Here is a 23731-nt window from a genome sequence, read left to right on the forward strand (position 1 = left end):
GGTCGCCGGCCTTCACGAAGCCGACCGGCGCTGTCACAACCAACTCGCCCCGGCGCGCCTTCTCGTAGCGGGCCGAGAGCGAGCGCTGGCGCAACAGATCCAGCTCGTACTCGTTGAGGCTGCCCTTTAGCCCGAGCAGCAGGCGGTCGTTGCCGTGCCTTGGCGCATAGATGGTCTTCGCGATGACGGAACGCGTCACTCGCACATTGCGGGAAGAGCTGCCGGATCTCGAGGACGCCGGCGAAGATGGCGCGTTGCTGGCCGCCGTTCCGACGGAACTGATACAAGCCGTGCTCATCGGTACCTTTCGCACGGTCGAAGGAGGAAAAGCCAATATCTTTAAGCGCGGGGCGGATAGCTTTCCTCAGATCGATCGCGAATGCTTCGTCATTGAAGCTGCGAACCTTCAACGATTTATGGGCATCCTCGGCTCAGGGTTCTCGGAAGACGAACGCTTGAAGCTTGGGACATTTGTCGCGGATCGATCAGCGGATGCGATCGCAAGTGGCGACAAATTCTTTCAACGCCATGCGGCCATTCTGGGAAGCACCGGATCAGGCAAGAGCTGGACCGTCGCCCTAATCCTTGAGCGAGCCGCCAAATTAAAATATCCCAACATCATCGTATTCGACATGCACGGCGAGTACGCACCTCTGGCCGACAAAAATGCGGGCGGATTTGCGCAGCGCTTTCGTATCGCTGAACCGGGCGATCTGGGAAAGCCTGGCGAGGAAGTACTGTTCCTCCCGTACTGGCTTCTGAACCGCGATGAAATGCTCTCAATGATTCTGGACCGGAGCGACCAGAATGCGCCAAACCAGGCATCTCGGTTCACTTTGCATGTCAGAACTCTCAAAGGTGAAACTCTTGAGGCGGAAAAACAAGAAGCCGTGAAAAAGACCTTCACCGTTGACTCGCCAATTCCCTATGACGTTCAAAGGCTTCTCAAGCTACTCGATATCGACAACACCACGAAGGGCATAGGAAAGACCGGCCCAATCAAGGGCGAGTGGGAGGACAAACTCACTCGGTTCCTATCGAGACTCGAAGCGAAGCTCGACGATAGACGATATGGATTTATGTTCGCTCCGCCGGTGCAGGCGATGTCATACGACTGGTTGGCGAAACAAGTTCTCAGGCTGCTCACGTCGAACGGGGCTCCGGCATCAAGGTGATTGATTTCTCGGAAGTACCGGCTGACGGGCTTCCAATCGTAACCAGCACTCTCGCCCGACTGCTTTATGATGTTCAGTTTTGGATGAGCCCTAAGAATCGCACACCGGTCACGTTGCTCTGCGACGATGCCCATCTTTATCTTCCCGTCCGAGATGACGCTGACACTGTGCAGCGCCAAGCGCTCGGTTCGTTCGAGCGGATCGCCAAAGAAGGTCGGAAATATGGTTTCTCGCTGTTGGTCGTCAGTCAGCGGCCGTCAGATGCAAGCCGAACAATTTTGAGCCAATGCAACAACTTCCTCGCCTTGCGGCTGACCAACGAGACAGATCAAGGCGTGATAAAGCGGCTCATGCCCGATTCCTTAGTGGGACTAACAAGCATCCTGCCGCTTCTCGACACCGGCGAAGCGCTGCTCTTAGGCGATGCCGTGCTCCTGCCGACGCGTATTAAATTGGACATCCCAAAGGTCACGCCTGATAGCGCCACGCGCGACTTTTGGAAGGAATGGGGCACCGTGCAGCCTAAAGACGACGCCGTTCGATCGGCGATCGAATGCTTGCGTAGCCAGGTTCGAATCTAGTTCAGCGGAAGTTCCGTGCTTTCACTTCGATGGCGTCGATATTGAGATCAGGAGTGTAGACGTCAGCAACCCTTTGGCCGTAATTCGCGGGGATCGGACAGCCCGGTCCGGATTTCTGTCTCATCGTCGCTCCTGGTAGCTACGCTGAACCAGAAATCCTCCCTCCGGAATCCCCCTGTTTGTCTCACAGGCCCTGACGGCGAACAGGTGAACATCATGGATCGATACGAGCGCGAGAAATGGACTGAAGCTCAACACGGCTCAGGAAGTACTACCGGAGCGTGCAAGTGGTGGGCATCAACGTTCTTCATCAGGAGCACCTATGGGCTAACAAGAGCAACAGGCACATCTCGGGTGTCCTTTTTGTGCTTATCCAATTGCTCCGTTGAGGCCCCACGCGCCGCTGGAAATCACTCCGATATAGGCCTGGGGATTGCTCAGTAAACCTGAATAGCACTCGTCAGACGAGCGACGAGCTATTCTTGCCAATCCGTCCCTTCGCCAGTGGTGGGTTTATCAGGCCCCTTGACTGTGCTCGCAGTGAGTCTACAGTCCTTGGGTGGTACGCATGCAGACGGCCTTCGAGTTATGGCCCAGCGAAGTAAGCATAAGGACGCCGACGATTTTTCGTGGATGCGCGATGTCTCCGACCCGCGTTTCCTTCTCTTTCTGCAGGAAGAGAACGCGCGCCTGGCAGCGGCCATGGCGCCGGCGAGCGGTATTGAGCAAGAAATCTTTGAGGAGATCGCTTCTCGGTCGCCGCGTTCGGACGAGACCGTGCCCTATAGATATGGTGAGTACGAGTATCGCTTTGTCTACCCCGAAGGCGCGGAATATCCCCGCTTCGAGCGAGCGCATTCCCGCAACCCGGAGACCCGCGAAACGATTCTGGACTACGCCGCTATCGCAGCGTCGCACGCATCGTGCGACATTCAAGTTTGCGCCGATCGGCGTTCCAGCCTGCTCGCCTTTGCCATCGATGTCACCGGCGAGCGGCTGTATACGATTCGCTTCAAGGATCTCACTACGGGCGCCGTCCTGCCGCAGGCGATCAGCGGCGCGTCCGGAAATATGGTCTTGTCGAAGGACGGGGAGGTTTTGTTCTATACTGAACTCGACTCCCAGACTTTGCGCTGGCGTCGGGTGAAGCGCTATCGGATCGGCGCAGCCCCGCAGACCGCCGAGACCGTCTATGACGAAACAGATGAGGCCTTTTCATGCTCCATCTACCCTTCGAAGGGGGACGATTTCGTCTTTATACGGAGTAGTTCGGGCGAAGAGGACGAGGTCCGTTTCGTGGCGGGGGATGACATCCTTGGGCCGGCGCGTCTCGTTGCGGCGCGGCGGCCGAAATGCCAATATGAGGTTCAGTTCGATGGAGCCGCCTTCGTTATCCGCACAAATGATGATGCCTCGAATTTTCGTCTGATGCGCGCCTCGCGCGACGTTGCGGAAACCCATGCTTGGCGACCATTTTGGGCGCCGGACCCAGGGTCGTATCTTGAGGATTTCGAGGTGCTGCAAGGCAGTATTGCTGTGACTGAGCGCGTTGACGGCGCAATGCGCGGACGGATCATTCCAACCGGAAGGGAAATCGAAAGCGTATTCGCGCCTTCGCATGAGCCTGCCGCGGTCGCTTTCAAAGACAATGTTGAGCTCGATGCCAGAAGCATCCGATTTGAATGGGCAACTTATACCGATTTTCCCCGTATCTGTGAGATCGATCTCGACTCGAGAGAGACTAGAGTGCTCAAGCATGAGAAAGCCGCGGGAAACTTCGATCAAAACGACTACGCTGTGGAGGAGCATCGCGTTGACCGTCCAGACGGTGCGCGCGTTCCGCTGACCATCCTGTCTCGCAAGAGCGATCGTGAACAGCCATGCCCAACCCTCGTCTACGGTTACGGCGCCTATGGCTTCAGCATCGACCCTTATCTTTGGTTGCCGCGCTTCAGCTTGATTGATCGCGGCTTTCGGATCGCGATCGCGCATGTGCGTGGCGGTGGCGAACTCGGTCGCGTCTGGCATGAAGCGGGTCGCCGGCGGAACAAGCCCACGAGCGTAGCCGATTTTGTCGCCTGCGCCGAATACACACTTGAGGTCGGACTCGCTTCGAGTGTCTACGCCATGGGCGAGAGCGCCGGCGGCGTACTCGTCGGCGCGGCTCTAAATGCACGGCCGGACTTATTCCGTGCCGCGGTTACTATCGCGCCGTTTGTCGACTTGTTTAACTCTCTTTCCGATCCGACGATTCCGCTCACGACAACGGACTACGACGAGTGGGGGGATCCGAATGATCCCATGGACCGTCGCTGCATTCTTTCGTACGCGCCGTATGAGAAACTCCAGCCTCAACCCTATCCGCACGTGCTCGCGCTCGCGCGCCTGCATGACACGCAGGTGTCAGTCTGGGAGCCGGCTAAGTGGATAGCACGTCTGCAAACGATGTCGACCGGAAGCGGCATGCAGTTCCTAAGGACGGAATTCGACACAGGCCACATGGGTCGTTCGGGCCGGCATGAACAGTTCCGAGACACAGCAACGGCTTACGCCTTCTTGATCGGCGTCGAACGCGGCCTGATCAGTTGAAGGCGATCGCGCTCACGCGATGCCAAAGCGGGTAAGATACTCTCTATTCACCGAGCCTTCGCGGAGTGGCGGGACGTAGAGCGTGGCGAGGCCAAGATCGTGCTCGGGCAGGCCGCGTAGCGGCGTCTCAAGAATTTTCGGCGATGACACCGAGAACAGCGCAGCCTGATAGACGATCACCGGATGGTCGGCGCCGTAAGACCTCTCCAATACCTCTGTAAGGATGCGTACATTCTTCTTCGGCTGGCGGTTACGCGAGAACGTCGAAAGGCCGATGCAGCCAACTTGCCAGAGAACGAGCATGCTCGTTACGTCCGGCTCGTAGCCGCGCAAGAGGAAGTCCGTCGACTCGAAGGATTGGCAGCCGTATTCGGCAGGGTCGATTAGGACATCTGAAACTAGGCAATCTTGGGCTGAGATACCCGGCAACATATGCGCCTGATGACCTTCCGCGCGAGCCGTTCGAATGCAGCGATGCGCAACATCGACAAAGATCCCCGGATGACCCTCGAATGAGACGCAGACCTTTAGACCCGAGCGCACATACGAGAGGATCACCTCCGCCATCGCATTGTAAGTCAGCATGCGATCTTTGCCCTCTTCGTAAAGCTCGTCGAGACACTCCGCTGACTTCGCGTTGCGCATCACCCAATCAATTGTTAGCGGCTCGCCGGCTCCATAGAGCACTTTGTCGGCAAGCCGGATTGCAGCGACCGCTTCCGCAGTCATATGAGCGAGAGATTTAATCCCGCTTCCAACCACAGTTAGGCAACCCATCACTCGGCCCCCCCCTCAGAAGGCGAGCGACGGCGTTCGCCGTCGCCGCCACGATCAAACTCCGAAGCGAATGCGAATATTGCGGATGCGAATTACGCGGAAGGCTGCCTGCGCAGCGTCCTGAGCACCGAGCTGACGCATGATCCGCTCCTCATCACCGCTCTTGACTACCTCCTTCTCCTCACTAGTGAGGCCAGCAGCATCCATAGCGCTCTCTGGATCGTTCTCGAACTCAGTGAGTTTATTAGAATCGTCGTTGAGTCCGCGCAAAAAATCGTAGAGCTTCGACTCTGCCATGTTGGTCTCCCACACATCGATCGTGAGTAGAGCAGTATGCTCGGCAACAATGTAGCGACAACTACCATATCTGGCAGGAATACAAGTTGACTGGCAAGCGTGAGCTAACTCAACCAGAGACGGAGATGATGACGCGGAGTATGTGGTACCTGCCTGTTGCGGTAAGCGCCCCGGCCATGCAGGACGACCCCATTGTCAATAAAAAGCACGTCACCTGGTGAGAGCATGAGTTCGGCTACCAGCCCGGGTTCGGCAAGAGCCATCTCCAAAGCTCCCACCGCCTCGCGCTGTCGCGGATCGAGGCGCGCGTGAGCGATCTGGTGATTCAGATAGCGCAACCGAGTGCCGCCTGTATCGGAGCCGACGATTGCGACAGCGTCGACCGCATCGTCGGAAACGTCAATCTGACGCGTCGCATCAAAGGGGACAGGGCGCCGCAGATCCTCGACCAGGTGGGGGCCCATCTTCGCGACACGTGCGAGCAGCGTCGCCGCACTAGCAAGCCGTACCGCGCCGCCTACCTCGGCGGCGCGGAAGCAAAGGAAGGCCAGGCGGCGAGGTGGGTCACGGCCGAAGGCGTGATCGGTATGGCACGGCAAGTTATTCCAGCGTCGTCCGAGCGCAATTTGGTCGTCGCTGTGCATGCGGCCGGACATGTCCGAATCGACCACGTCGCAGAGGAAGGATCCTGACACGTCCTGCGGGCGCAAGCGCCCAAACCTCTTCGACAGTATGATGTGGAGCAAGCGCGCCTCACGGAGGGAAAGGGCCTCGACAGGGATGCGGCTGAGCAGCGCGAAACCGGGCCCCTGCGCCAGCGCCTGTTCAACTCTTGCAAAAAAAGCTGCATGCGCGTCCTCGGCGTCAAGCACGATATCGGAGCGGACGATCGCTGGCCAATCGGAGGCGAAGACCTCTGCAAGAGGCGCGGGGTCGAGGAGGGGTAAGGGAATCTCAAATCGCCAAACCTCCGGACGAGCGCCGATAAGGGCATCCCATAGTGCACCCTCGGAGAAATTGCACGTCTGCTTCACACAGGCGGGAGTCGCCCGCTCGCTGGTCACAGGCGCGGCTCCGGCTCGACCGTGTTGCCCACGACGATCAGAAAACGCGGATCGACACGCCAGGGGGGCATGTGCGTATCCCTTTCAAGTTCGTCGGCAGGTATGCAGAGGCGGCGCGCCATATCGAGGTCGACTGGCGGCTCTGCCGCCGGTGGGATGAACAGCGTCCCGGCGGTTCTGTACCGCCGCAGTGTCTCGTGCAGTTCACCAATTTTCACCGGCCAAACCTTTGGGCGGCCGATCGGCAATACGGGCGCATGGTAGAGATATCCAACGTGACCAGCGTCATAATAGCGTAGCAGGCCCTCGACGAGGAGCGGCACATGCGCACCGTTGTAGCCCTCGCTCTGATAGCTGGCCTCGCCGACGCAATCGACTTGCCATAGGATTACGGTGCAGCTCGGATCAAGCCTGTGGCCGAAGACGAGCCACTCGCTCGCCTCAAAGGACAGGCAGCCGTGCTCCGCCGGATCAATGCCAAGGTCAGCATAAAGACAGGCCTCCGCGGAGATGGCCGGTTGCATGAAGGCGCGATAGCCCTCGCGCCGGGCGCGCTTGACGGCCTCGTGTGAGGGCGAGACAAAGACGCCCGGATGGCCATAGAACGCCGCCGTGACGGACTTGCCCTGGCGAACCGGCTCGAGCATGCTCTCGACCATTTCCTCGTAGGTGGTGCGCCGATCCTTACCATCCGCGTAGAAGCCCGAGAGATCCTCCGCGTCTGGGCGCAGCTCAAGCAGCCAGTCACGCGTTAGTGGCTCGGAGACGCAGAACATGATCACATCGGAACTCTTGATCCGCGTGATCGCCTCTCTGGTCAACTGCCGTCCTCCTTGGATTCCGGTTCCGATGATGGCCAGGACGCCAAGTTTGGGTGGTGCAGACATGATCGGTGCTCCGATGTAGACAGCTGTCGCCGGCGTGTAACAGCAAAGACTAAAGCTCCGAGGCGCCACTCTTTTCGACGCTCGCGCCCTCGACGCCAAACTCGGGACCGCTGACGACCCCCCCATTATACCGGCACACCGCTGCGCCGTCGTCCGTCGACTAGGACGAGCCTGCCGATCGTCTCGTCGTGGCCTCATTAAACACCTTGGCCGTCCTTAAGTACCTTCATAAGGCCCTGCTGGGCGCCCTGATAACTGTGCTTGGGATTTCCAATCAAAGCACCACAAACGCCATTGCGGCCTCCCCTCAGGAGCTTAGGTCGCACCCCACGACGCGGGATGCGCGAGGACAATACAACCAGCCCCTCCATTGGAGCACGCGGAGCAATCTGCGTGCTAGACTTTGCGAGCCCCGCGTCGAGAACAAACTAATTTTCTTCGCGTCACACCTGTGAAATCGCCGCCCGTCTTGTTGGCTTTCCGCCAAGCGCCTGACATCCGACGCGCATGACAACAACCATAAGGCACGTCTTGCGCGTGAGGACGATTGGCCCAACCGGACACAGTTTCGCTCGGACTCGATGAACTACATAGGTTCTACTTTGGTTTGTCCCTTTTGATGGGTTTTTGGCTCCTTTCCACTCGTGCTGGATTGTGTCACCAAAAAGATCCGCGACACACCTACCAGAATTGGTTGGGCGGCGAGAGAAATGGAAGCTTCGGGCACAACCTCTCGCGGTTTCTCGCGCCTACAATTGCCTAAGAGAGGATCATCAAGGAAGGATCTGCGACTTGGCCGAAAATAGGCGCCTACATTTCCGTTATGAAGAAGACTGAACCAGTATCGCTTGGCGCCTGACGTCCCGAGCAAGTGACACCCGAGTATTGTTGGGCAGCTTGCCAAGGCCCGTTGATTTTTCGTTTCTGAGTGCGATCGCGACTGGCGCTGAGTAGCATGCGCACGGCCTTTTAACGCGCTTGCATGGAGTTCCGGGTCTAGGAATGTGCGCGGCGGAGATATATTCCGTGGGGGTATGTTATTAAAATGGCCCCCAAGTCTCACCCGAGTGTCTCGACCTGCGATGCATATACAAGGAAGTCTCCGGAGAGAGCTCACTGCATGCGAGGCGCAGACATGGCACATCGTTTCCTCGCTCTCTATAGACTCCTTTCGCGTCCTTACCCGGAGAGCACGCGACGCCTCCTCCACCACCTCCGCATCAAACCGCTCCCGAAGAAGTTCGATATTGTGCAGAATGCGTTGACCGTCTTCGGTTTGCAGGTCGCGCAGGATTTCTTGTGCCCACTCGGTACGTTCACTATTCAAGGTCCGAACGCCCTGTTGACTCCCAGCCCGAGATTCATGAGCTCTTCATGAGCTGCTTAAGCAGGTGTTTGAACGCTGGAGTTGTATCCAAAATCAACCTGGTGTATCTTCCAAGCGGAACATAGGCAGGTGGCGCCCATCCTCTTGAGCCTCGGCACTTTGCCCTAATGCGCGTTAGCTGCCCCAAGGTAGCTTCGCCGTTAACGGCTGTAATAGTCTACATGCAGCTAATTCAATGAATGCAACGGGAGATAACGATGAGCACGAGAGATAAAGAACCCAAGAAGACAGTGCGACGGGACTCTGAGGATGGCCGGTTTGTTACGAAACGCTACGCAGACAACCATCCGAAGACCACCGAGACCGAGCGGGTTCGGGTCAAACCGCCGGCGTCACCCAAGAAGCGCGGCAGATAAGCTGAAAGGGGGCCGATCTAATGACGAGCTACCAAGTTACCTGCCATGTTCCTGACGGAGCCGATCGAGACCAGCGTATCGACGCGATCGGTGGCGCAGGATGGAAACACCTTATTGATGATGCAATCTACAACATCGACAAGCGCATACACGATTATTGGACGTACGCCGCTGGAGCACGCACCAAGGTTATAGTTGCCGAGCGCAGTAACGGTCGAAAGTACCTCAAGACTGGTGCGGACGGCATTGAACCAAACAATCTTCTGGCACTACCTCGGTGCCCTTGATCGCATCGAAGGGCGACGCAAAGCCGTCCGGGTTTATAGCCCATGCCAGCACTTGTTGCATCAGCATCCTGGATATTCCTCTGGAGGGATCCAGCACCGTGATGCGAACCATATTTAACTCACAGCGGAAGCCCATCAATTCAAGAAGCTTTCATGAGCCGCATGCATTGCGTTGGCTCATAAGACGAAAGTCTCGTCGGCGCCCACATCTCCAAATCAAACACTTTGGAGCTCATTGACATACTTTTGACCTACCGCTGAGTTCCAGCAGCGGTTAGAGTCTCAGGGTGCTTGTGGGCCAAGTGGCGCGGCTGGAGCAACGGGCGATCGACAATCAACCGCGGCGATGCCTCGGAGGCCCCGCTTGGAGAGCACTATCAAAAGTTAGGTGCACCGCCCTTCTGCAGCAAACTCTCAAGCGAGATCGATGAGGCGGGGATGCGCTTGAGCCGCAGCTCGACAACAGGTTGTGGTGGCTGAGAATTCGCATTATCATCGAGGTATTGAATTTAAGATACGTTGATCCGATCTTTCGTGCACAAATGATTAGGCCGTCTAAAGCGAGGAAAGTCATGGATTGGAAAACCTTGATGTCCGAGGAACGCTACACGGCGAACACGTATGTTCGCCGTTCCGTAGCAAGGCAGATCGTTTCGGATTTTCAGCTTGATGCCGAGAAGATCATTTATACGTCGGTGTTCAGACGACTGCAGGGGAAGACGCAGGTTTATCCGTTTCCAGCCTATGATTACCTCCGTACTCGGCTCACCCATACCAATGAGGTCGCCTTCGTTGGGAAAATACTCGGCCGCGGCATTGGGAGACGGCTCTCGGCGTCTGAACGCGGAAATATAGATCCTGAGGACATATCGGATGTTGTGTATGCGGCGTGCCTGGCACACGACCTAGGCAATCCACCATTCGGACACATCGGCGAGGAGGCCATAAAGACATGGTTCCTCCGGGAAAAAACAAAACCGGGCTCCCCATTCAATTCGACGCTATCAGATGCCCACACCATGTACGATTTCCTTCACTTCGATGGAAACGCGCAAGGCTTTCGGATAATGACCCGCCTCTCTTCGTGGAGGGAAGAGGGCGGAATGAGGCTAACATATGCAGTGGCTGGAGCGTTCTCAAAATATCCATTTCCGTCTGAGACCAGCTCCCCCGATAAACAGAAGTTCGGATACATGGCTGACGATTCGGACGCGGCCAGGAAAATCTTCACCGCGTTGGGAATGAACAACGCAGACGGCACTTACAGTCGGCATCCACTAGCGTTTCTCGTCGAAGCGGCCGATGACATTTCGTACCTGACCACCGATGTCGACGATGCACACAGGGTAAAGCAGTTAAAGTTTGACGACTCTCAAGCTTTGCTACTCAAGATTGTCGACATGGGAAACTATGCCGACGAATATAACGCGTACAAATGCAATAACGAACAAGACAAAATATCTTTCTTACGTTCCCTTGCGTCGGCAACATTGATCGAAGGTGCTGCTACCGCTTTTTTGGACAACAGAAGCACAATTTTAAGCGGTAGGTTCAAAGAACCACTTATAAAGGTGTCAAAATTTGCTGGCGCGGCGACGGAAATCCGAACGGCTTGCGAGGAGAGAGTCTATTTGGAAAAAAATAAAATCCAACTGGAAGCGGCGGGTTTCAATGTGATTATAGGCCTGTTGGATTTGTTTGGGACAATGATCGAAGATTACATTGCTAAGAAGGGTTCAGTTAAGGACATGAATCACAAAAGCAGAAACCTCTACAGTTTAATGCCAGAAGAGAATCGCAAGCGAATGGTCGCTACCGATCCGTACAAATGCATGGTTGTCCTGGTCGACTATGTGTCCGGAATGACGGACCGTTTCGCACTGGACTTATTTCAACGCTTGTCCGGGCATAGCCCAGCTCTCGGGAAAATGGCGTAAGGAAAAGCCCGCAACTGCGGGCTTTAGCGAAGTGTTATGTGCGATTACTCGGCCGGCACAGTGGGACTAAATTTGCGCTCAGCCATCGATCTCACATAGGCTTGCGCAATCTCAACAAGTGCCTGTCGAAGGTAAGACGGCGCATCCTCACCTTTGAGAGTTAGGCTTAACTCGCCAACCTCTCTTTCAACGACAAAGTTTAGATCGTGCATTTGATCGGGACTTTGGATTCGCTCGAGGCTCTTTTGGACGATTTGAGCGGCATTAGGGGATAGTTCTTCAGGCATCGTACTTCCTCCGGGATATGGATCCCCAACCCAGTCAGGAACCCAATGCCCGGAGAAAATGAATCTCCCAAACGTGAGTCCGTCGTGGACGTTCAATGAATCCGACTCACCCTCTCTTATGCAAGACTAACAGAAAGAGAACGGATCGGCAACGCTCTATAATTGATCTTAGAATTAGGATCAACATCCGGCAACAGTAAGCCTCGGCGATTCACAGATAGAGTGTTGAAGCTCCTCATCGCTGGCCAAGCATCGAAGATCGCGCATCGTCTCCTCGCGTTTTATAAGCACCTCTCCCAGCCCTTGCCCGGCGAGCACGAGCAGCCTCCTCCTTCGCCACCACCTCCGACTCAAAACGCCCTCGAAGAACTCTGATATTGTGTGAGATGCGTTGGCCTTCCTCGGTTTGCAGGTCGCGCAGGATCATGCAAGCTTCGCGGCCATTAACGATACCGCTAGAAGCGCAAAGCGGATTATTTCGAGCGGACTAGACCTTCGTTATACGCGCACTGTCATCATTTGCGGTTCGAGACGGCACTCGCGTGCGGGCAAGAGATCAAAATGCCTGACTAGCAAATACACTCGACTTCTTACCCACCCTCTATCAGCGTGCGAAGGCCGATCATCCTCGTTGGAGTTGGGAGCAACACGAAAATTCGGTCGCTTTATCTTGCGACGAACAAGAAAAAGGATGCATCAACCGGCGCACTGCTCGTCTGGCAGTTCACCCAAACTGCATTGTCGTTGCCGGCCCGATCAGCAGTGTTACACCAAGCGTTTCCGCACCGATCATCAAGGTGTCGGCCTGAACCCATCGGCTCCAACCCTGATTGCTTGTACGTTGTGCCCGAACTCGATCTGATATGTGCCAGCCCCAACCTCTTGGTGTTCGCGGTGTTGCAACCGAAGCAGCCAGCTATACTGCCGTCTGAGTTGATTGCCGCTAAAAAACACGACTCCTCTGGTCGGCTGCACTGAGCCGGGCGCAACACTGAGAGCGCGCTCCTGCCCTGGAAGGGTGTTGTTATCCTGTCTAGCCGTCTGTGCGACGGCAACACTGGAAAGGGCGATTCCCAGACACGTTAGTGCGATAGCGGCGACAGAGCGATCCATGACATCTCTCCTCCACTATTTGCGAACGCCCCCTGCCTTTGGGCAAGCCGGCGCTTTGACCAGCGTCAGCTTCGTTAGTAACGTTGGCATGCCTCCGTCGCCCTAATCAACAACTAGTCCTGGTAGGTGAGCACGCGCTTGCTGTTACAACTCGCGACCTTATGCGCATTTTCGAAGCTCAATTGGCTTCGCATGAGGTCGTGTCCTTGGCGTGGCTAATTGTTTGGACAGCCGCCAATCCTAGTAGGCGCCGCATGCACCACATGGCGCTACAAAGCCTACCCACGGGGTGACGACCCGGGAGCGACTAACTTTGTTTTTGGCAAGGCTGGCCAGTGAAACGTAGTGGCGCATGGCAGGGACAGCGCTTTGCACTTTTCGGCGCCGAGTTACGTTGCCGCTAAAGCGTTGAACGGAGCAAAACCGAAAACGCGCGATGAGTTGAGGGATGCAACTGTCGTTAACATGTCGTATATGTGCAATCGTCCTCAATCTGACCTGCCACGATCTTTCATCCGCAACTCTCGAGCCTCTCTCAGGCGACGCCTCGTGTCACAGTCAACTACCCGCTTAGACAGTTGATCGAAACGACAACAGAGGACAAATCCATGCTAAGGAATGGGTTTCGCTGAACACCTTCACATCTGTAGTTTTCAAGCGAGGATCGAGGCAGGTTGCTGGGCCGAATAAGCCGAGCTGCTGGGAATTCCGGATCTTTGCCATGGCTTGACGAGGAACCGCAATTTGCCGGGGAGAGCTGCCGTTTATTGACCCGTCACGTCGCTCGACCGAAGCATTTCGTCCTCGGGTTGACCAGGCGAACGGAGCCTGATGCCCCTGCAATTCCATCGCGCTGTCGAAGACATGGAAATATGGAGTGCGAGCAGCGGCGGCTATTCGTTCGTGATCAGCTTCCAGAGCCCGACTGGTCGCGGCTTCCGCGGAAGGTCGGGCTACGTCGCCTCGTGGCGTCCGCTTGACCAGAGCCGTGGCTCGATCAGGATTCTCGGCTGGCCGCTCCAAAGCTTCGCTGAGGCCGAGAATGCGTGCAACAGTATGCTGAACTACCTTCGAGACGTGAACTGATTCCCACTCGCTGAGAATTTGGAGCCTCGCCAAATGCCACAGCCGCTCCGAGCGCGGCCCAGGATACTCGATCGAATCTCACCGCTCACTCATTATGTAAAGGCCTTGGAGCATATCCTGGCAGCCGACGCAGACGAAGTCGATCTTTAGGAAACGGCATTTGGATCAGGGGTGCGCAATGAGCAGCGGGCAGCTTGACGATGAGTACGACCGCGAGGAAGCCGAGGCGATTGCCGCGGCCCTTGACCTCACGCCCGACGAACTAAACGAAATCGAGTATACGATAAATGAGATCGCCAACGACGATGGGCTGGTTTACGCATACGGCGTAGAAATCAAAGAAGGAGCCCCGCAGCACATCCTCGACCGGCTTGCGGGACTGCCCAAGCGGGGCAACTTAGTGCTGATCCATCTGGCCGGAGATGCCCACGACGCAGATCAAGAGCAAATGGAAATAGAGATGGCCAGGACCACCGTTTACAAAGTGAAGCTCTACAACATCGCGACGGATGAAGTGGTTATCTCTCGACGCATGGCAACCTACGAGGGGGCAGCCAAAATGGGAGGGTGGCCGGTCGAAGGCACGGGTCATGTAGTTGACCTAGCTGACCTAGAGCCCGGAGAGGAATGGACACCTCGCGATTTCGATCCGACCACGATATGACGGTGCTCACGACTGAGCATCCGCTCATTTGGCTAACGAAGCACTTTCTCTTCGGAACGCTGTTGCGACTGGTGTCCTCGAACGCATGCTGGCGCTGGCCAGGCGGGCGCTTTGATCAGAAGCACCATCAGCGGGGACCGAACGCCTATTCGCTGCGTCCGTTGGCATGCTCATCCGGCAACGGAATGGGAGTAAACTCCATTGGAGTTTGATCGCCAGCCCGTCGCTAGTTTGCTAGCTTCTTTCTCTCCGCGAAGCCCTGAAACTGTCCGCCTCACTCGTCAGCCACCTTTAGCGAGCTTCTATGCATCCAGGAGCATCGTCAGCTCCCGCATGTGCACATCGATTCAAGGCTGTCAACGTCTATTGAATAGGCGGCAGCATGCGAACGCATTCGTCAATGACATATTCGGGGATGCTCTCGAACTTATGCGGATTGAGCTGCATCACGTATTCATTCTCGATGTGGTACGACTCGTTGATAAATTTGCGAATCACATCATCGTCGTGTTCGATGTCGAAAATCCGGAACAGCTGGATTTTCTCGTAGCCGACGTCCGTGGCGGCGAATTTGGCGCGGATAGCGTTCACGTCGTTTACCTCGGCGACCAGCGCATCGTAATTAAACCCTGGCAGGTGTTCTTTTCGGATACTTTCCTCTGCTGCCCGCTTCTCCTCCGGGGTCATGTTCCGGTTTTCAGTTGCCGTCTGCAGCGTGGGCACGGCGCGGCCTTTGAACAAGCTTGCCAGCAGATTGTACTCCACGCCGACTTCATCACGTAATTCATAATCGCGCCGCAGATAAATGGCTTGCAGGATCGGGTCCTGCAGCGTGGCGATGTTCGCCCTGCAGACCCTGGCAAAGGTCTGGATGTCTTCCCTCGCGATAGGCACTTCTTTCACAATGCCCCCGCGCGAAGAAAGGAAAGAAGCCGATGGTTTTGCCCCCTGAAACACGTCCTTGGTACCTTTAATAACATCGATGGCGGGCTCGATGTCATGGGTCAGCAAAAGGGTGGTCCGACCTCTCAGGCTAGCCTTGCCCCGGAACAGCTCGTGCAGGATCGCGAACTTCTTGTTCTTGTCGAACGACGAAATGGGGTCGTCCAGCACCACCAGGTCCGGGTTTTCGCTCAGCACTTGGTGCATGAAAAGAACCAGGGCGAAGGCGTTCTTTTCGCCGTAGCTCAGGTGCTTAGACGCAGTTTCAAGGTGACCGGCCAGATCCTGATGCACCAGCTTCATTTTGTAGGATTGGTCCTCCGGAACGATCTCGACGACGTACTTGTACCCGGCGGACTTCAGGAACGTGTTGATGCTGACTTGGTTGACCTCTATCGCTTTTTTGATCTTGGCCTTGTGCTTGTTGACCTTTCCGGTCAGGTCGCCAACCTTCGTAAGCAGGTCTTCAAGTTGTGCATTGACAGAGTCTGTGATGCTCCGGGTCTCTGGGGAATCGAGCTTCTCCATTAGCGCCAGGTCGATCTTCAGCGGCGTGATCCTCTCACTGATCTGGTCCACGTCCCGCAGAGAGAAAAAGGAGATAGCCCGGAGACCTTCCAGCTGGGCAATCATGCCGTCGATCTCAGCCTTGAGGCCCGTAAGGAAGCTTACCTCGGCGGCGGTCAGGTCAATCTTGGTTTTCGTTACCTTCTGCAGGTTGACGCGGCATTTTTCGCTGAAATACTTGCCAAGCCTTTCGATGACCGCTTTGAGCGTGTTGAGGTGCCCGACCGCCGTGGCGTCGAATTCCTTCTCGACTGCGAGGGCGGTATCTTTCTGTCCCTCTCCAATAAGTGGGGTGGCGCAATAGGGGCAATTGTCGCTCAACTTCAGATACTCGTTGCCTTTGATCTGCCAGCCGATCCACTTGGATGGCTCCTGGCTCTTGATGAAAGTCTCAAAGGGCTTCAACGCCTCGGGAATATTCTCGGTCTTATTGCCGGTGCCGAACGCCTTATGAATCTTGCTGTTCTTCGGAATATTGCCGGGCTTCGATTTGCCGAACCCGTCTCGCAATTCCTTGAAATCAGAAATGGCCTGTTCGATTTCCGCATTGTTGGTGAGCGTCTGCTTCACACCAGCTAGCAGAATGTCGATGGATTCCATCGCCGCGACATAGTCCGGCGTTTTGATAAAGATATCGAAGCTGTTTTTAAGGACTTCGTCTTTCTGGAACACGAACTGCTGGACGTAGTCATCATCGAAGACAAGGGCGGATCCCATACCGTCAATCCCCTGCACAGACGGTGGCGGTGCATCCGCCTTCCGGCGGCTTTTGAATGGCATGAGGTCACCGAGAGTGCCATCTCCGCGAATTTGGCTGACAATGGCTTTCGCCAAAGTACTTTTGCCAAGTCCGTTGGGGCCATATTTGATATTCAGCGTGCCTTTCAGCACGCTGATTTCGGCACGATCCACGCTATTACAGTTACTGATGACAACGGTTAGTTGGGTCATGCCAACGTCCTCTTGCTTCCAAGAAGGAGAGACGACTATGAACCTAAAGCTCCGATTTGCACGCAGCAAGCGAGCTTAATCCCCAGGAAAGCTCAAAGTTATCAGCGGAGTGGTCTGGGTGGGACCCTTTCGGCACTTACGGGCTGTTCAGCTGCACTCGAGAAGCACATCGGTATCTAGGGAAGTGACGAACACAACATCATCGGAATCATCGTCAAAGCAGCGCCCAGTGTTTACCGCCGCCCCACGGAAGCTGGATGAGCGAGCATGCGCGTACGAAATTCTTGATGCCGCTGCCTTGGCATGCCCGCTCTTTCAACGACCGCCAAGCCGATCATGCCGCCCCGACGGGAGTTGTTCATAAACCAGGGGAAGGTCTGCTTACCTGAGTCAGAATGCCGCGCTCGCGTGCGATTCTCAGCGCGAGGTGGCCGTGATTCAATGCGCCATCCATATACGCACTGCTCGCTAACATCACGCCGGTGCGGATAGGGGGTAGTGCGCGAAGGAATTCGGCGCCGCTCGCCACTACTATCTCCATAGCGCCTACCGCGGGAGTGGTAGCCATGCTTAGATCATTGAACATAGTCGTCGCTATAGCAGCGGTCCTAGTGGGATCGTGGCCGTTTGCTGCATCTGGTGAAACATCGACAGTACGTGGTGCGCCCATCGTCTCTAGTCCGACCATTCCTAATGGAGCGAAAGTTGAGAGTTTCCGCTCACGCCTCCAGGATCAGCAAAAGACGCTCGAATCATATGGGGCAACGATCTCCGGTTTGGTTGATCGTCTTAAAGCAGCGTCCGGCACGACTGTAGAAAGCCGAATTTCTGAGGTTCGCAGTTTGAGGGATGCCCTGGTTCAATTGGGCGTCCAATTACAGCCAGACGCGCCGCTATCCCAAAGCATCGACCAATATCAGAGCTGGATTTCGGCGCAGATGGGACGTGTCAACAATCAGCGTTCCACGCTTGGACCCGAGTTCGTCCAAGAGCTTATGCGCCGGTACCAGCAATATCAACAGGAGGTAACGCGTGCGCGCGAGTCGGTTAGCAACCACTCGAACGCGATTGATCACGCTCTGAAGGAACTTACAACAGCGGAGCTGCGCGCAGCGGAAATGCTGATGGCCGAAGACGCCGCGGCGGCGGTCAAAGAGCTTCTCGGAGTGTTGGATAGTGTCGGTCAGACAATCGAGGACATTCGAACCAATCTGCGAAAGCTCGGTAATTCCGGCGCGTGAGCGATGGCGAGAACTTTCTCCGTCGCTTGGCGAGCGGACGGAGGTCACCACTGGTAGGGAGGTTACTGTGCGCGCAGGACTCATAAGTCTGATAGCGGTGATCGTGTGTGCTGCCGCAGTCGGCGCGGTCCCAAGGCTGGCCGACGAACAGATATCACCGGGTGCGGGCGAGCAGAAGGTCCAGACCGAAACCACGACCACCCATCCAATCGTGCAGCTGGACGAATTAGTCGATCAGGCACCTGACGGCAGCCTCGTGATCGAACTTTATCAATCGGTACGCAACATCAGAGACGTGGAAGCAGTAAACGAGCACGTCAAAGCACAGGTCAGCAAGGCGCAGTCTGTTGCCGCCGACGTTGCGCATTTGCACGACAGCATCCTGAAATCGTGCGATGGCTCAGATTCGCCGAAAATTGACGTTATCGCGCTCAAGGCTCGTGCCTTCTCAGCCACTCTTGCTCGCGTCGATGGCGAACTCACAAAGGCGCTGGCCGCGACGCGACAGATAGTTGAAGCCGAGAGACCTAGCTCGATCAAGGCCAAGGAGGATATAAACCGATTTGTGCTTGCAGCGCAAGAACTCGGTCGTCTGCGCGTGCAGGCGACCGAGATCGCAAAGGCCATTGAGGGTCTCAGCGTCAGCATTCGCACAACACTAACCTCGTGCACCGCGACCCCGGTGGCTCCGCTGTTCGCTATGCGCGATGTGCTTCCCCTGGGAGGTCAGGCGCGGCAATCTCCTTTCGTGAAGGAGAAGCGCGCGACTAAGCCCGCAACTACGCTCCGCCGCCGTTCGCTTGGGCAAGAACCGCTATAACCCCGCCACCCGACAAATGCAGGTCAGCAGCTACGTCTAGAAAGGAAGCCACGCCGATGAACAACACGAGGCCGGCGTAGCCGAACGTGACAGCGCTCGGTCTCCTGGACTCCAATGACCTTCAAGGTGCTGTTTTGAAGCAGCTCTCTCATTATCTTGTCCGGGTGCCTTTCTGCCTTGATATACCAGTGGATCCGAAGACATAGAATAGCAACGCGCACGCAAAACTGTCTCACTGCTTCTTGTGGTGATCGTCGAGGTCACGGCTCCCGCTGAAGGCGGCAGAACGGTCTTCCCGATCCATGGCGCGGGCCATTGGATGCTGCAGGGTCGGTTGGTTCGCCCTTACCACAGTGTTTGTTGCTTGAGCGGCTCGCGGGCTTCGGCCTTATCTCGTGCCGCCTCGCCACTCGCTTTGGCGTTTGCGTCATCGAGCGCTTTCTTCAGCTCAAGCACCATATTCTTGATCCTGTCTATCGACATTTCGAGCGCAATAAGTCTGCGGTTCGCGTACCACGCCCCAGCTATTAGCGCGCTAATGATGCCGAGGAAGTACTCCCACCCAATCTGAAAAGTTATTCCATCCATATATGCCCAAAGGTTAGGTCCAGAAGCCATTCCGACCAAGGCTGGTGAATGTGCCGACGAGGCACAGCTGCGGGCCTCGCCGAGCTGGACATGGTCGGCGATCGTTAGTCCCATGAACGATGCTGGCGGCAGCCGCAAAGGCATAACTGAGCATAGACACGTCAGTCCGACGGTCTCCGACGTGCTTGAAGACGGCACTATCGTTGAACTGGTCTACAGGCCAGAGCATCGCGCCACGCTGCTCGCGACTTCAGTTGCAGGACGCTGGACCTTGGCCACGCACGTTGACGTACCCGGTGGGCACCAGTTGGTCCCGTTTTCGCCCAACAACAATCTGATCAAGAACGAAGTTGTTCTGCTGCCGGCCGAGCCGCGCATCTATGGAACGGAGCAACAGCTTCTCTCAGAGGTCATAGATTTCATTCATCGCTACGCCGACCTCAGCCCGACGTTTGAGCAGGTCGCCAGTTATTATGTCCTGCTGAGCTGGGTGTACGATGCATTCAATGATCTGCCGTACCTACGTCTTCGCGGCGATTTTGGCACGGGGAAGACGCGGTCGCTCCTCACCATCGGTTCGCTCTGCTATAAGCCGTTCTTCGCAAGCGGCGCCTCGACGGTCTCGCCGATTTTCCACACGCTGAACGCGTTTCGGGGAACACTGATCTTCGACGAGGCCGACTTTCGCTTCAGCGACGAGCGGTCGGAGATCGTCAAAATCCTCAACAACGGCAATATGCGCGGCATGCCGGTCCTGCGCACCGTCATGAACCGCCAGCGCGAGTTCAACCCGCAAGCTTTCCACGTCTTCGGACCGAAAATCGTTGCAACGAGGGGACGCTACGAGGACAGAGCACTGGAGAGTCGGTTCATCACGGAGGAGACCGGTGCGCGGCCGCTACGCAACGACATTCCCATCAACCTCCCGCCGACATTCAAAGACGAGGCGCGTGAGTTGCGCAACAAATTGTTACTGTATCGCTTTCGAAGACGGCACGAGATTAAGCTCAACCCGGCTCTCGCCGATCCCAAGTTGGAGCCACGCATTAATCAAATCATGCTGCCGCTGCTGAGCGTCGTCAGTGATCCACGACTGCGGAGCGAACTCAGGAATGCCGCAGAGCATGCCCAGAACTCGATCATCGCCGAGCGCGGCCTTCTGATGGAGGCCCAGGTCTTGGAAATCCTTGTTGACCTGATGTTGTCCACCACTAGGCAGGTCATTCCCGTCGCTGACATCACAATGGGTATCATCGATCGCTACGGACCCGAGTATGACCGACCTATCAGCAACCGGTGGATCGGAAGCGTCCTGCGTACCAAGCTGAACCTCCTGACCTACAAGTCCCACGGAGTGTACGTCGTTCCTATGACCGAGAGGGGAAAAGTGGAGATGTTGTGCCGGAGACATGGAGTGAATGTTGTCACCGATGCGCCGCCGACCGAACGTAAAGGGGATGTGGGGACTTCCGAGAAGTTCTAGAGGCACCTCAAAGCTGAACGTATAAGCGAGCGAAAACCAACATCCGGCGCGCCGTGTCGTTCTTCGACATCCCCAAGTCCCCATCTCCACAAGATTTTCATCTGGGGCCAGGCATCATCCGAAGGCACGATAGATATAATGGAGGGCCGCAGTTTGTTTGATTTGAGTGCCACTTTGGCACCTTTTCACGTCTCGAACGAAACTGTGGTCCGGGCGACCATAGCGTGCGTGCCTGTCATCTTGCTGGCCGGCTGCACGACCTATGCGTCACCGTCACCAATCATACCTTCGTCCGCATCGACGACGCTGGGGGCTTACCCAGCAGGAGCTAGCATTCTTAATCGGCGCAAAGAGCAGAACCGCTGTCTCACGAATTGAAGGCTCAAAGCGCAAGCCAAGCCTCGATGCGGTGTTCATTTGCGTGATGATCTTCAATACGCCCCCATTGGAGCTGTTTCCGGGCCTCATGTCAGAGCTACAGGAGGCCTTCCTTCGGCGTGCCAGCGAACTCTATGAAGCGCTTCAGGGCGATCCGTCCAAGGCAACGCGCCTGAAGCTTGATTTCCTCGAACGGCTGCTGGAGCGAGTAGAAGGGAAGCGCATCGATGCAACCATATGACGAACGACAGCCGGTCCGCACTCGTCCTCTCCATCTATCTAAACACGCGCGGCTTTGCGTTCGTCGTGTTCGAAGGCCACGCATCACCGTTCGATTGGGGTATACGCGAGACGCGCGGCCCTCGAAAGGGCAACGGATGCCTTCTGCGTATCTCCCAAATCATCGATCGATACGCTCCCGATGTGCTCGTCATCCAAGATACATCCGAGCAGGGCGCGCGACGGGCGCGATGGATCAGCAAGCTCAACGGCTCGATCACCGAACTCGCGAAAGATCGTGGCATTCCTGTTTTTGCCTATTCGCGCGCTCAGGTCCGTGCCGCGTTCGATGAGCATGGCGGACCTCCAACCAAACAAATTCTAGCCGAGCTGATCGCGAAGCACATTCCGGCGTTCGAGCAATACGTTCCGCCACCTCGCAAACCGTGGATGAGTGAAGATCGCCGGATGGGGCTGTTCGATGCAGCTGCGCTGGCGCTCGTGTTCTTTCGGTCGACCGACACCTCGGTCGGGTAATGGAGTGTGGAAAGTGAAGACCTCGCGCAATACGCGCATTTTCCCCTTGCATTTTGACTAAAAGAGCATCAACTTGAAGCAAGCGCAATTGAGCGCCTGACAGCTGCCCACAAAACGGTGACGCACCGAACTCTCCGTTCCTATTAACTGGCAGCGTCGATGCCATCGGCAGGCACCGCAGAGACGGCGCCAGATTTTGCATTCCTGCGGCTTAATACAAGTTGGAAATTACCTGGCATCTGCCCCTGGCGGCAAAGACCGCGCACGTGCCGATGATTGTCGTTGCGCGTAGCGATTGATTTGAGAGCGACCGAGCCAAGACAGCAGGCATCTTGATAGTCTACCGTGAGAAAGCCCGGAGCAGCACGCATCACGGTTGTAAGGCCATGAGGATGCTGAAATTTCATCTCGAAAGGTTAGAGCAGAATTTGTCGCATAGCGCCGCACCGACGGCGCTAATCCGAAAACCACCTGATCACGTCGCGTTCTGACGGGAGTAGAAGGCGCTCTTGCGATGCTCGTAGCAACGCACAGCGGAGATTTGTGCACGGCTGTCGCGCCACGTCTCACCGAGCGCGACTGGCGGTGCGGGCCGTTTTGCGGACGTTCCCTCACCCGACACGAAACCTCATGCTATTATTTTGACTATATGGCAGTCCGCGCGATCTCAGTGCTGTTTGTCCTATTGATCGTGATTGCTTTGTCTATCGCCGCGGCACCGGGAAACTCGCAGCCGCTCCAATCCGGAAACTCGCAGTCAGCCCAAGTGCAGATCATAGACAAGTATACGAGCCCAAACTCTGCAATCCAATCATTGCAAGGCGTTAGCAACCCAGCCTTTAGAGCATTCGTATCGAAGGTCCTTGAGCATGTTCAGGACAGGCTTGGGGGCCACACGATAACCTTCGATGTCAATACAGGTGCAACTGCCGGCACGCTGCATTTCGTTAGAATAGCGGTGGTGAGTTCTGGCGATCGCATTCCGGCAAATGAAACGGCGGCGGCTGTCCCGACCGAAAACTACTGCCTCCTTCACAGCCCTTGGGCAGAGATTGCGATTTCAGGCACGCAAACGCCACGGATCTCTGGAACTTTTTTTTGGAACGAACGCCAGATACTGCAAGACCAGGCCATTCTCGCGAATTTGACCGACGTGCCTTCCGCACCGAGAGAGGCCTTGCCGCGGAGCCTCTTCGAGCAGTTCGCCCAGGAATATGCAAACAACGAAATTCTTGGGAAGCCGGCGGAGCCCAGCACAGTGCAGCGCCCACAATACATTCCGGCCGATGTGCTTTGGCTGTTTCGTCATTCGCCACAGAGCACGTTTGGCCCGTTTTCGACTGCAGCCGACGCAACCATGCGAAAGATCGCTCAACGCGCCGCCGGATTCTACGCGGAGCTTGTCGTCGGACTCGTGGATCAGTGCCTGAAGTTCCCCGCCGTTCGCCACGAATACAATAGCATCCTCGATGTCCGTGGCATCATTCATCCGGAGACATACGACGTGAAGTAGCGACC

General features: G+C 56.2%; 21 protein-coding genes and 1 pseudogene. 13 read left to right on the forward strand and 9 right to left on the reverse strand.

The window, feature by feature from the left end; all coding sequences use genetic code 11:
• A pseudogene (locus tag CV770_RS18575) lies at positions 1 to 199 on the reverse strand (recombinase family protein); the annotation flags it as partial.
• Here CV770_RS18575 and CV770_RS42655 point away from each other — a divergent pair.
• Together CV770_RS42655 and CV770_RS42660 are read left to right on the forward strand one after the other, a co-directional pair.
• Entirely contained in the window at positions 183 to 1175 is a 993-nt protein-coding gene (locus CV770_RS42655) for an ATP-binding protein (RefSeq protein WP_201759914.1), read from the forward strand. The pseudogene CV770_RS18575 and the gene CV770_RS42655 overlap by 17 nt on opposite strands.
• Positions 1172 to 1756 (forward strand): ATP-binding protein, encoded by a 585-nt coding sequence (locus tag CV770_RS42660; RefSeq protein ID WP_201759915.1) that lies wholly within the window; start codon positions 1172 to 1174, stop codon positions 1754 to 1756. Before CV770_RS42655 ends, CV770_RS42660 begins: the two co-directional genes overlap by 4 nt.
• Before the next feature lies 1 nt (position 1757).
• On the opposite strand, the gene CV770_RS43885 is transcribed toward CV770_RS42660, so the two are convergent.
• Positions 1758 to 1880, reverse strand: a complete 123-nt coding sequence (locus CV770_RS43885) for a hypothetical protein (RefSeq protein ID WP_283811336.1) — start codon at positions 1878 to 1880, stop codon at positions 1758 to 1760.
• 464 nt (positions 1881 to 2344) lie between these two features.
• Between CV770_RS43885 and CV770_RS18585 the strand changes: the two genes are divergently transcribed.
• Positions 2345 to 4345, forward strand: a complete 2001-nt coding sequence (locus tag CV770_RS18585; RefSeq protein WP_104463331.1) for a prolyl oligopeptidase family serine peptidase — start codon at positions 2345 to 2347, stop codon at positions 4343 to 4345.
• A 12-nt stretch (positions 4346 to 4357) separates the two neighbouring features.
• On the opposite strand, the gene CV770_RS18590 is transcribed toward CV770_RS18585, so the two are convergent.
• The 4 genes from CV770_RS18590 to CV770_RS18605 all read right to left on the reverse strand — a co-directional run bounded on the left by CV770_RS18590 (position 4358) and on the right by CV770_RS18605 (position 7370).
• On the reverse strand, positions 4358 to 5122 hold the full coding sequence (locus CV770_RS18590; protein WP_104463332.1) for an SAM-dependent methyltransferase: 765 nt from the start codon (positions 5120 to 5122) through the stop codon (positions 4358 to 4360).
• 54 nt (positions 5123 to 5176) lie between these two features.
• Positions 5177 to 5419 (reverse strand): hypothetical protein, encoded by a 243-nt coding sequence (locus CV770_RS18595; RefSeq protein WP_146101309.1) that lies wholly within the window; start codon positions 5417 to 5419, stop codon positions 5177 to 5179.
• A gap of 104 nt (positions 5420 to 5523) precedes the next feature.
• On the reverse strand, positions 5524 to 6483 hold the full coding sequence (locus tag CV770_RS18600; protein ID WP_161500003.1) for a TauD/TfdA family dioxygenase: 960 nt from the start codon (positions 6481 to 6483) through the stop codon (positions 5524 to 5526).
• Positions 6480 to 7370 (reverse strand): SAM-dependent methyltransferase, encoded by an 891-nt coding sequence (locus CV770_RS18605; RefSeq protein ID WP_161500004.1) that lies wholly within the window; start codon positions 7368 to 7370, stop codon positions 6480 to 6482. Before CV770_RS18605 ends, CV770_RS18600 begins: the two co-directional genes overlap by 4 nt.
• 1763 nt (positions 7371 to 9133) lie before the next feature.
• Here CV770_RS18605 and CV770_RS18615 point away from each other — a divergent pair.
• Positions 9134 to 9400: a DUF3892 domain-containing protein gene (locus CV770_RS18615; RefSeq protein WP_104463335.1), complete on the forward strand. Its 267-nt coding sequence runs from the start codon at positions 9134 to 9136 to the stop codon at positions 9398 to 9400.
• Positions 9401 to 9972: 572 nt separating this feature from the next.
• Positions 9973 to 11337, forward strand: a complete 1365-nt coding sequence (gene dgt, locus CV770_RS18620; RefSeq protein WP_161500005.1) for a dGTP triphosphohydrolase — start codon at positions 9973 to 9975, stop codon at positions 11335 to 11337.
• A 44-nt stretch (positions 11338 to 11381) separates the two neighbouring features.
• Here dgt and CV770_RS41660 read toward each other — a convergent pair whose 3' ends face one another.
• Complete coding sequence (locus CV770_RS41660) at positions 11382 to 11624, reverse strand: hypothetical protein (RefSeq protein WP_146101311.1); 243 nt, start codon at positions 11622 to 11624, stop codon at positions 11382 to 11384.
• A 1944-nt stretch (positions 11625 to 13568) separates the two neighbouring features.
• Here CV770_RS41660 and CV770_RS18625 point away from each other — a divergent pair.
• Positions 13569 to 13823: a hypothetical protein gene (locus CV770_RS18625; protein WP_104463337.1), complete on the forward strand. Its 255-nt coding sequence runs from the start codon at positions 13569 to 13571 to the stop codon at positions 13821 to 13823.
• Positions 13824 to 14001: 178 nt separating this feature from the next.
• Entirely contained in the window at positions 14002 to 14487 is a 486-nt protein-coding gene (locus tag CV770_RS18630; protein WP_104463338.1) for a hypothetical protein, read from the forward strand.
• 363 nt (positions 14488 to 14850) lie between these two features.
• Here CV770_RS18630 and CV770_RS18635 read toward each other — a convergent pair whose 3' ends face one another.
• Positions 14851 to 16947, reverse strand: coding sequence for an AAA family ATPase (locus CV770_RS18635; protein ID WP_104463339.1), 2097 nt, complete (start codon positions 16945 to 16947; stop codon positions 14851 to 14853).
• A 566-nt stretch (positions 16948 to 17513) separates the two neighbouring features.
• Between CV770_RS18635 and CV770_RS41665 the strand changes: the two genes are divergently transcribed.
• Both CV770_RS41665 and CV770_RS18645 read left to right on the forward strand, forming a co-directional pair.
• Complete coding sequence (locus CV770_RS41665; protein WP_146101312.1) at positions 17514 to 18188, forward strand: hypothetical protein; 675 nt, start codon at positions 17514 to 17516, stop codon at positions 18186 to 18188.
• A gap of 67 nt (positions 18189 to 18255) precedes the next feature.
• Entirely contained in the window at positions 18256 to 19008 is a 753-nt protein-coding gene (locus tag CV770_RS18645) for a hypothetical protein (protein ID WP_146101313.1), read from the forward strand.
• Positions 19009 to 19353: 345 nt separating this feature from the next.
• Here CV770_RS18645 and CV770_RS18650 read toward each other — a convergent pair whose 3' ends face one another.
• Positions 19354 to 19710 carry a hypothetical protein gene (locus tag CV770_RS18650; protein ID WP_146101314.1) on the reverse strand — a complete coding sequence of 119 codons (357 nt, stop codon included), beginning with the start codon at positions 19708 to 19710 and terminating at the stop codon, positions 19354 to 19356.
• Between CV770_RS18650 and CV770_RS18655 the strand changes: the two genes are divergently transcribed.
• The 4 genes from CV770_RS18655 (at position 19709) to CV770_RS18670 (ending at position 23726) form a co-directional block, all read left to right on the forward strand.
• Positions 19709 to 21079, forward strand: a complete 1371-nt coding sequence (locus CV770_RS18655; RefSeq protein WP_104463343.1) for a hypothetical protein — start codon at positions 19709 to 19711, stop codon at positions 21077 to 21079. The two genes, CV770_RS18650 and CV770_RS18655, sit on opposite strands and share 2 nt — an antisense overlap.
• 262 nt (positions 21080 to 21341) lie before the next feature.
• Positions 21342 to 21698 carry a helix-turn-helix transcriptional regulator gene (locus CV770_RS43890; protein ID WP_104463344.1) on the forward strand — a complete coding sequence of 119 codons (357 nt, stop codon included), beginning with the start codon at positions 21342 to 21344 and terminating at the stop codon, positions 21696 to 21698.
• Positions 21695 to 22213, forward strand: a complete 519-nt coding sequence (locus CV770_RS18665) for a RuvC family protein (RefSeq protein ID WP_104463345.1) — start codon at positions 21695 to 21697, stop codon at positions 22211 to 22213. Before CV770_RS43890 ends, CV770_RS18665 begins: the two co-directional genes overlap by 4 nt.
• Positions 22214 to 22883: 670 nt before the next feature.
• A complete protein-coding gene (locus CV770_RS18670; protein ID WP_146101315.1) occupies positions 22884 to 23726 on the forward strand; it encodes a hypothetical protein in 843 nt (280 codons plus the stop codon).
• Positions 23727 to 23731 lie beyond the last annotated feature (5 nt).

It is taken from the genome of Bradyrhizobium sp. AC87j1, assembly GCF_002936975.1.
Taxonomy (GTDB): domain Bacteria; phylum Pseudomonadota; class Alphaproteobacteria; order Rhizobiales; family Xanthobacteraceae; genus Bradyrhizobium; species Bradyrhizobium shewense.

Coding starts and splice junctions, on each gene's coding strand:
- CV770_RS42655 (WP_201759914.1), top strand. CDS start 183: ATGACGGAACGCGTCACTCGCACATTGCGGGAAGAGCTGCCGGATCTC.
- CV770_RS43885 (WP_283811336.1), bottom strand. CDS start 1,880: ATGAGACAGAAATCCGGACCGGGCTGTCCGATCCCCGCGAATTACGGC.
- CV770_RS18585 (WP_104463331.1), top strand. CDS start 2,345: ATGGCCCAGCGAAGTAAGCATAAGGACGCCGACGATTTTTCGTGGATG.
- CV770_RS18590 (WP_104463332.1), bottom strand. CDS start 5,122: ATGGGTTGCCTAACTGTGGTTGGAAGCGGGATTAAATCTCTCGCTCAT.
- CV770_RS18595 (WP_146101309.1), bottom strand. CDS start 5,419: ATGGCAGAGTCGAAGCTCTACGATTTTTTGCGCGGACTCAACGACGAT.
- CV770_RS18605 (WP_161500004.1), bottom strand. CDS start 7,370: ATGTCTGCACCACCCAAACTTGGCGTCCTGGCCATCATCGGAACCGGA.
- CV770_RS18615 (WP_104463335.1), top strand. CDS start 9,134: ATGACGAGCTACCAAGTTACCTGCCATGTTCCTGACGGAGCCGATCGA.
- dgt (WP_161500005.1), top strand. CDS start 9,973: ATGGATTGGAAAACCTTGATGTCCGAGGAACGCTACACGGCGAACACG.
- CV770_RS41660 (WP_146101311.1), bottom strand. CDS start 11,624: ATGCCTGAAGAACTATCCCCTAATGCCGCTCAAATCGTCCAAAAGAGC.
- CV770_RS18625 (WP_104463337.1), top strand. CDS start 13,569: ATGCCCCTGCAATTCCATCGCGCTGTCGAAGACATGGAAATATGGAGT.
- CV770_RS18630 (WP_104463338.1), top strand. CDS start 14,002: ATGAGCAGCGGGCAGCTTGACGATGAGTACGACCGCGAGGAAGCCGAG.
- CV770_RS18635 (WP_104463339.1), bottom strand. CDS start 16,947: ATGACCCAACTAACCGTTGTCATCAGTAACTGTAATAGCGTGGATCGT.
- CV770_RS41665 (WP_146101312.1), top strand. CDS start 17,514: ATGCTTAGATCATTGAACATAGTCGTCGCTATAGCAGCGGTCCTAGTG.
- CV770_RS18655 (WP_104463343.1), top strand. CDS start 19,709: ATGAACGATGCTGGCGGCAGCCGCAAAGGCATAACTGAGCATAGACAC.
- CV770_RS18650 (WP_146101314.1), bottom strand. CDS start 19,710: ATGGGACTAACGATCGCCGACCATGTCCAGCTCGGCGAGGCCCGCAGC.
- CV770_RS43890 (WP_104463344.1), top strand. CDS start 21,342: ATGCGTCACCGTCACCAATCATACCTTCGTCCGCATCGACGACGCTGG.
- CV770_RS18665 (WP_104463345.1), top strand. CDS start 21,695: ATGACGAACGACAGCCGGTCCGCACTCGTCCTCTCCATCTATCTAAAC.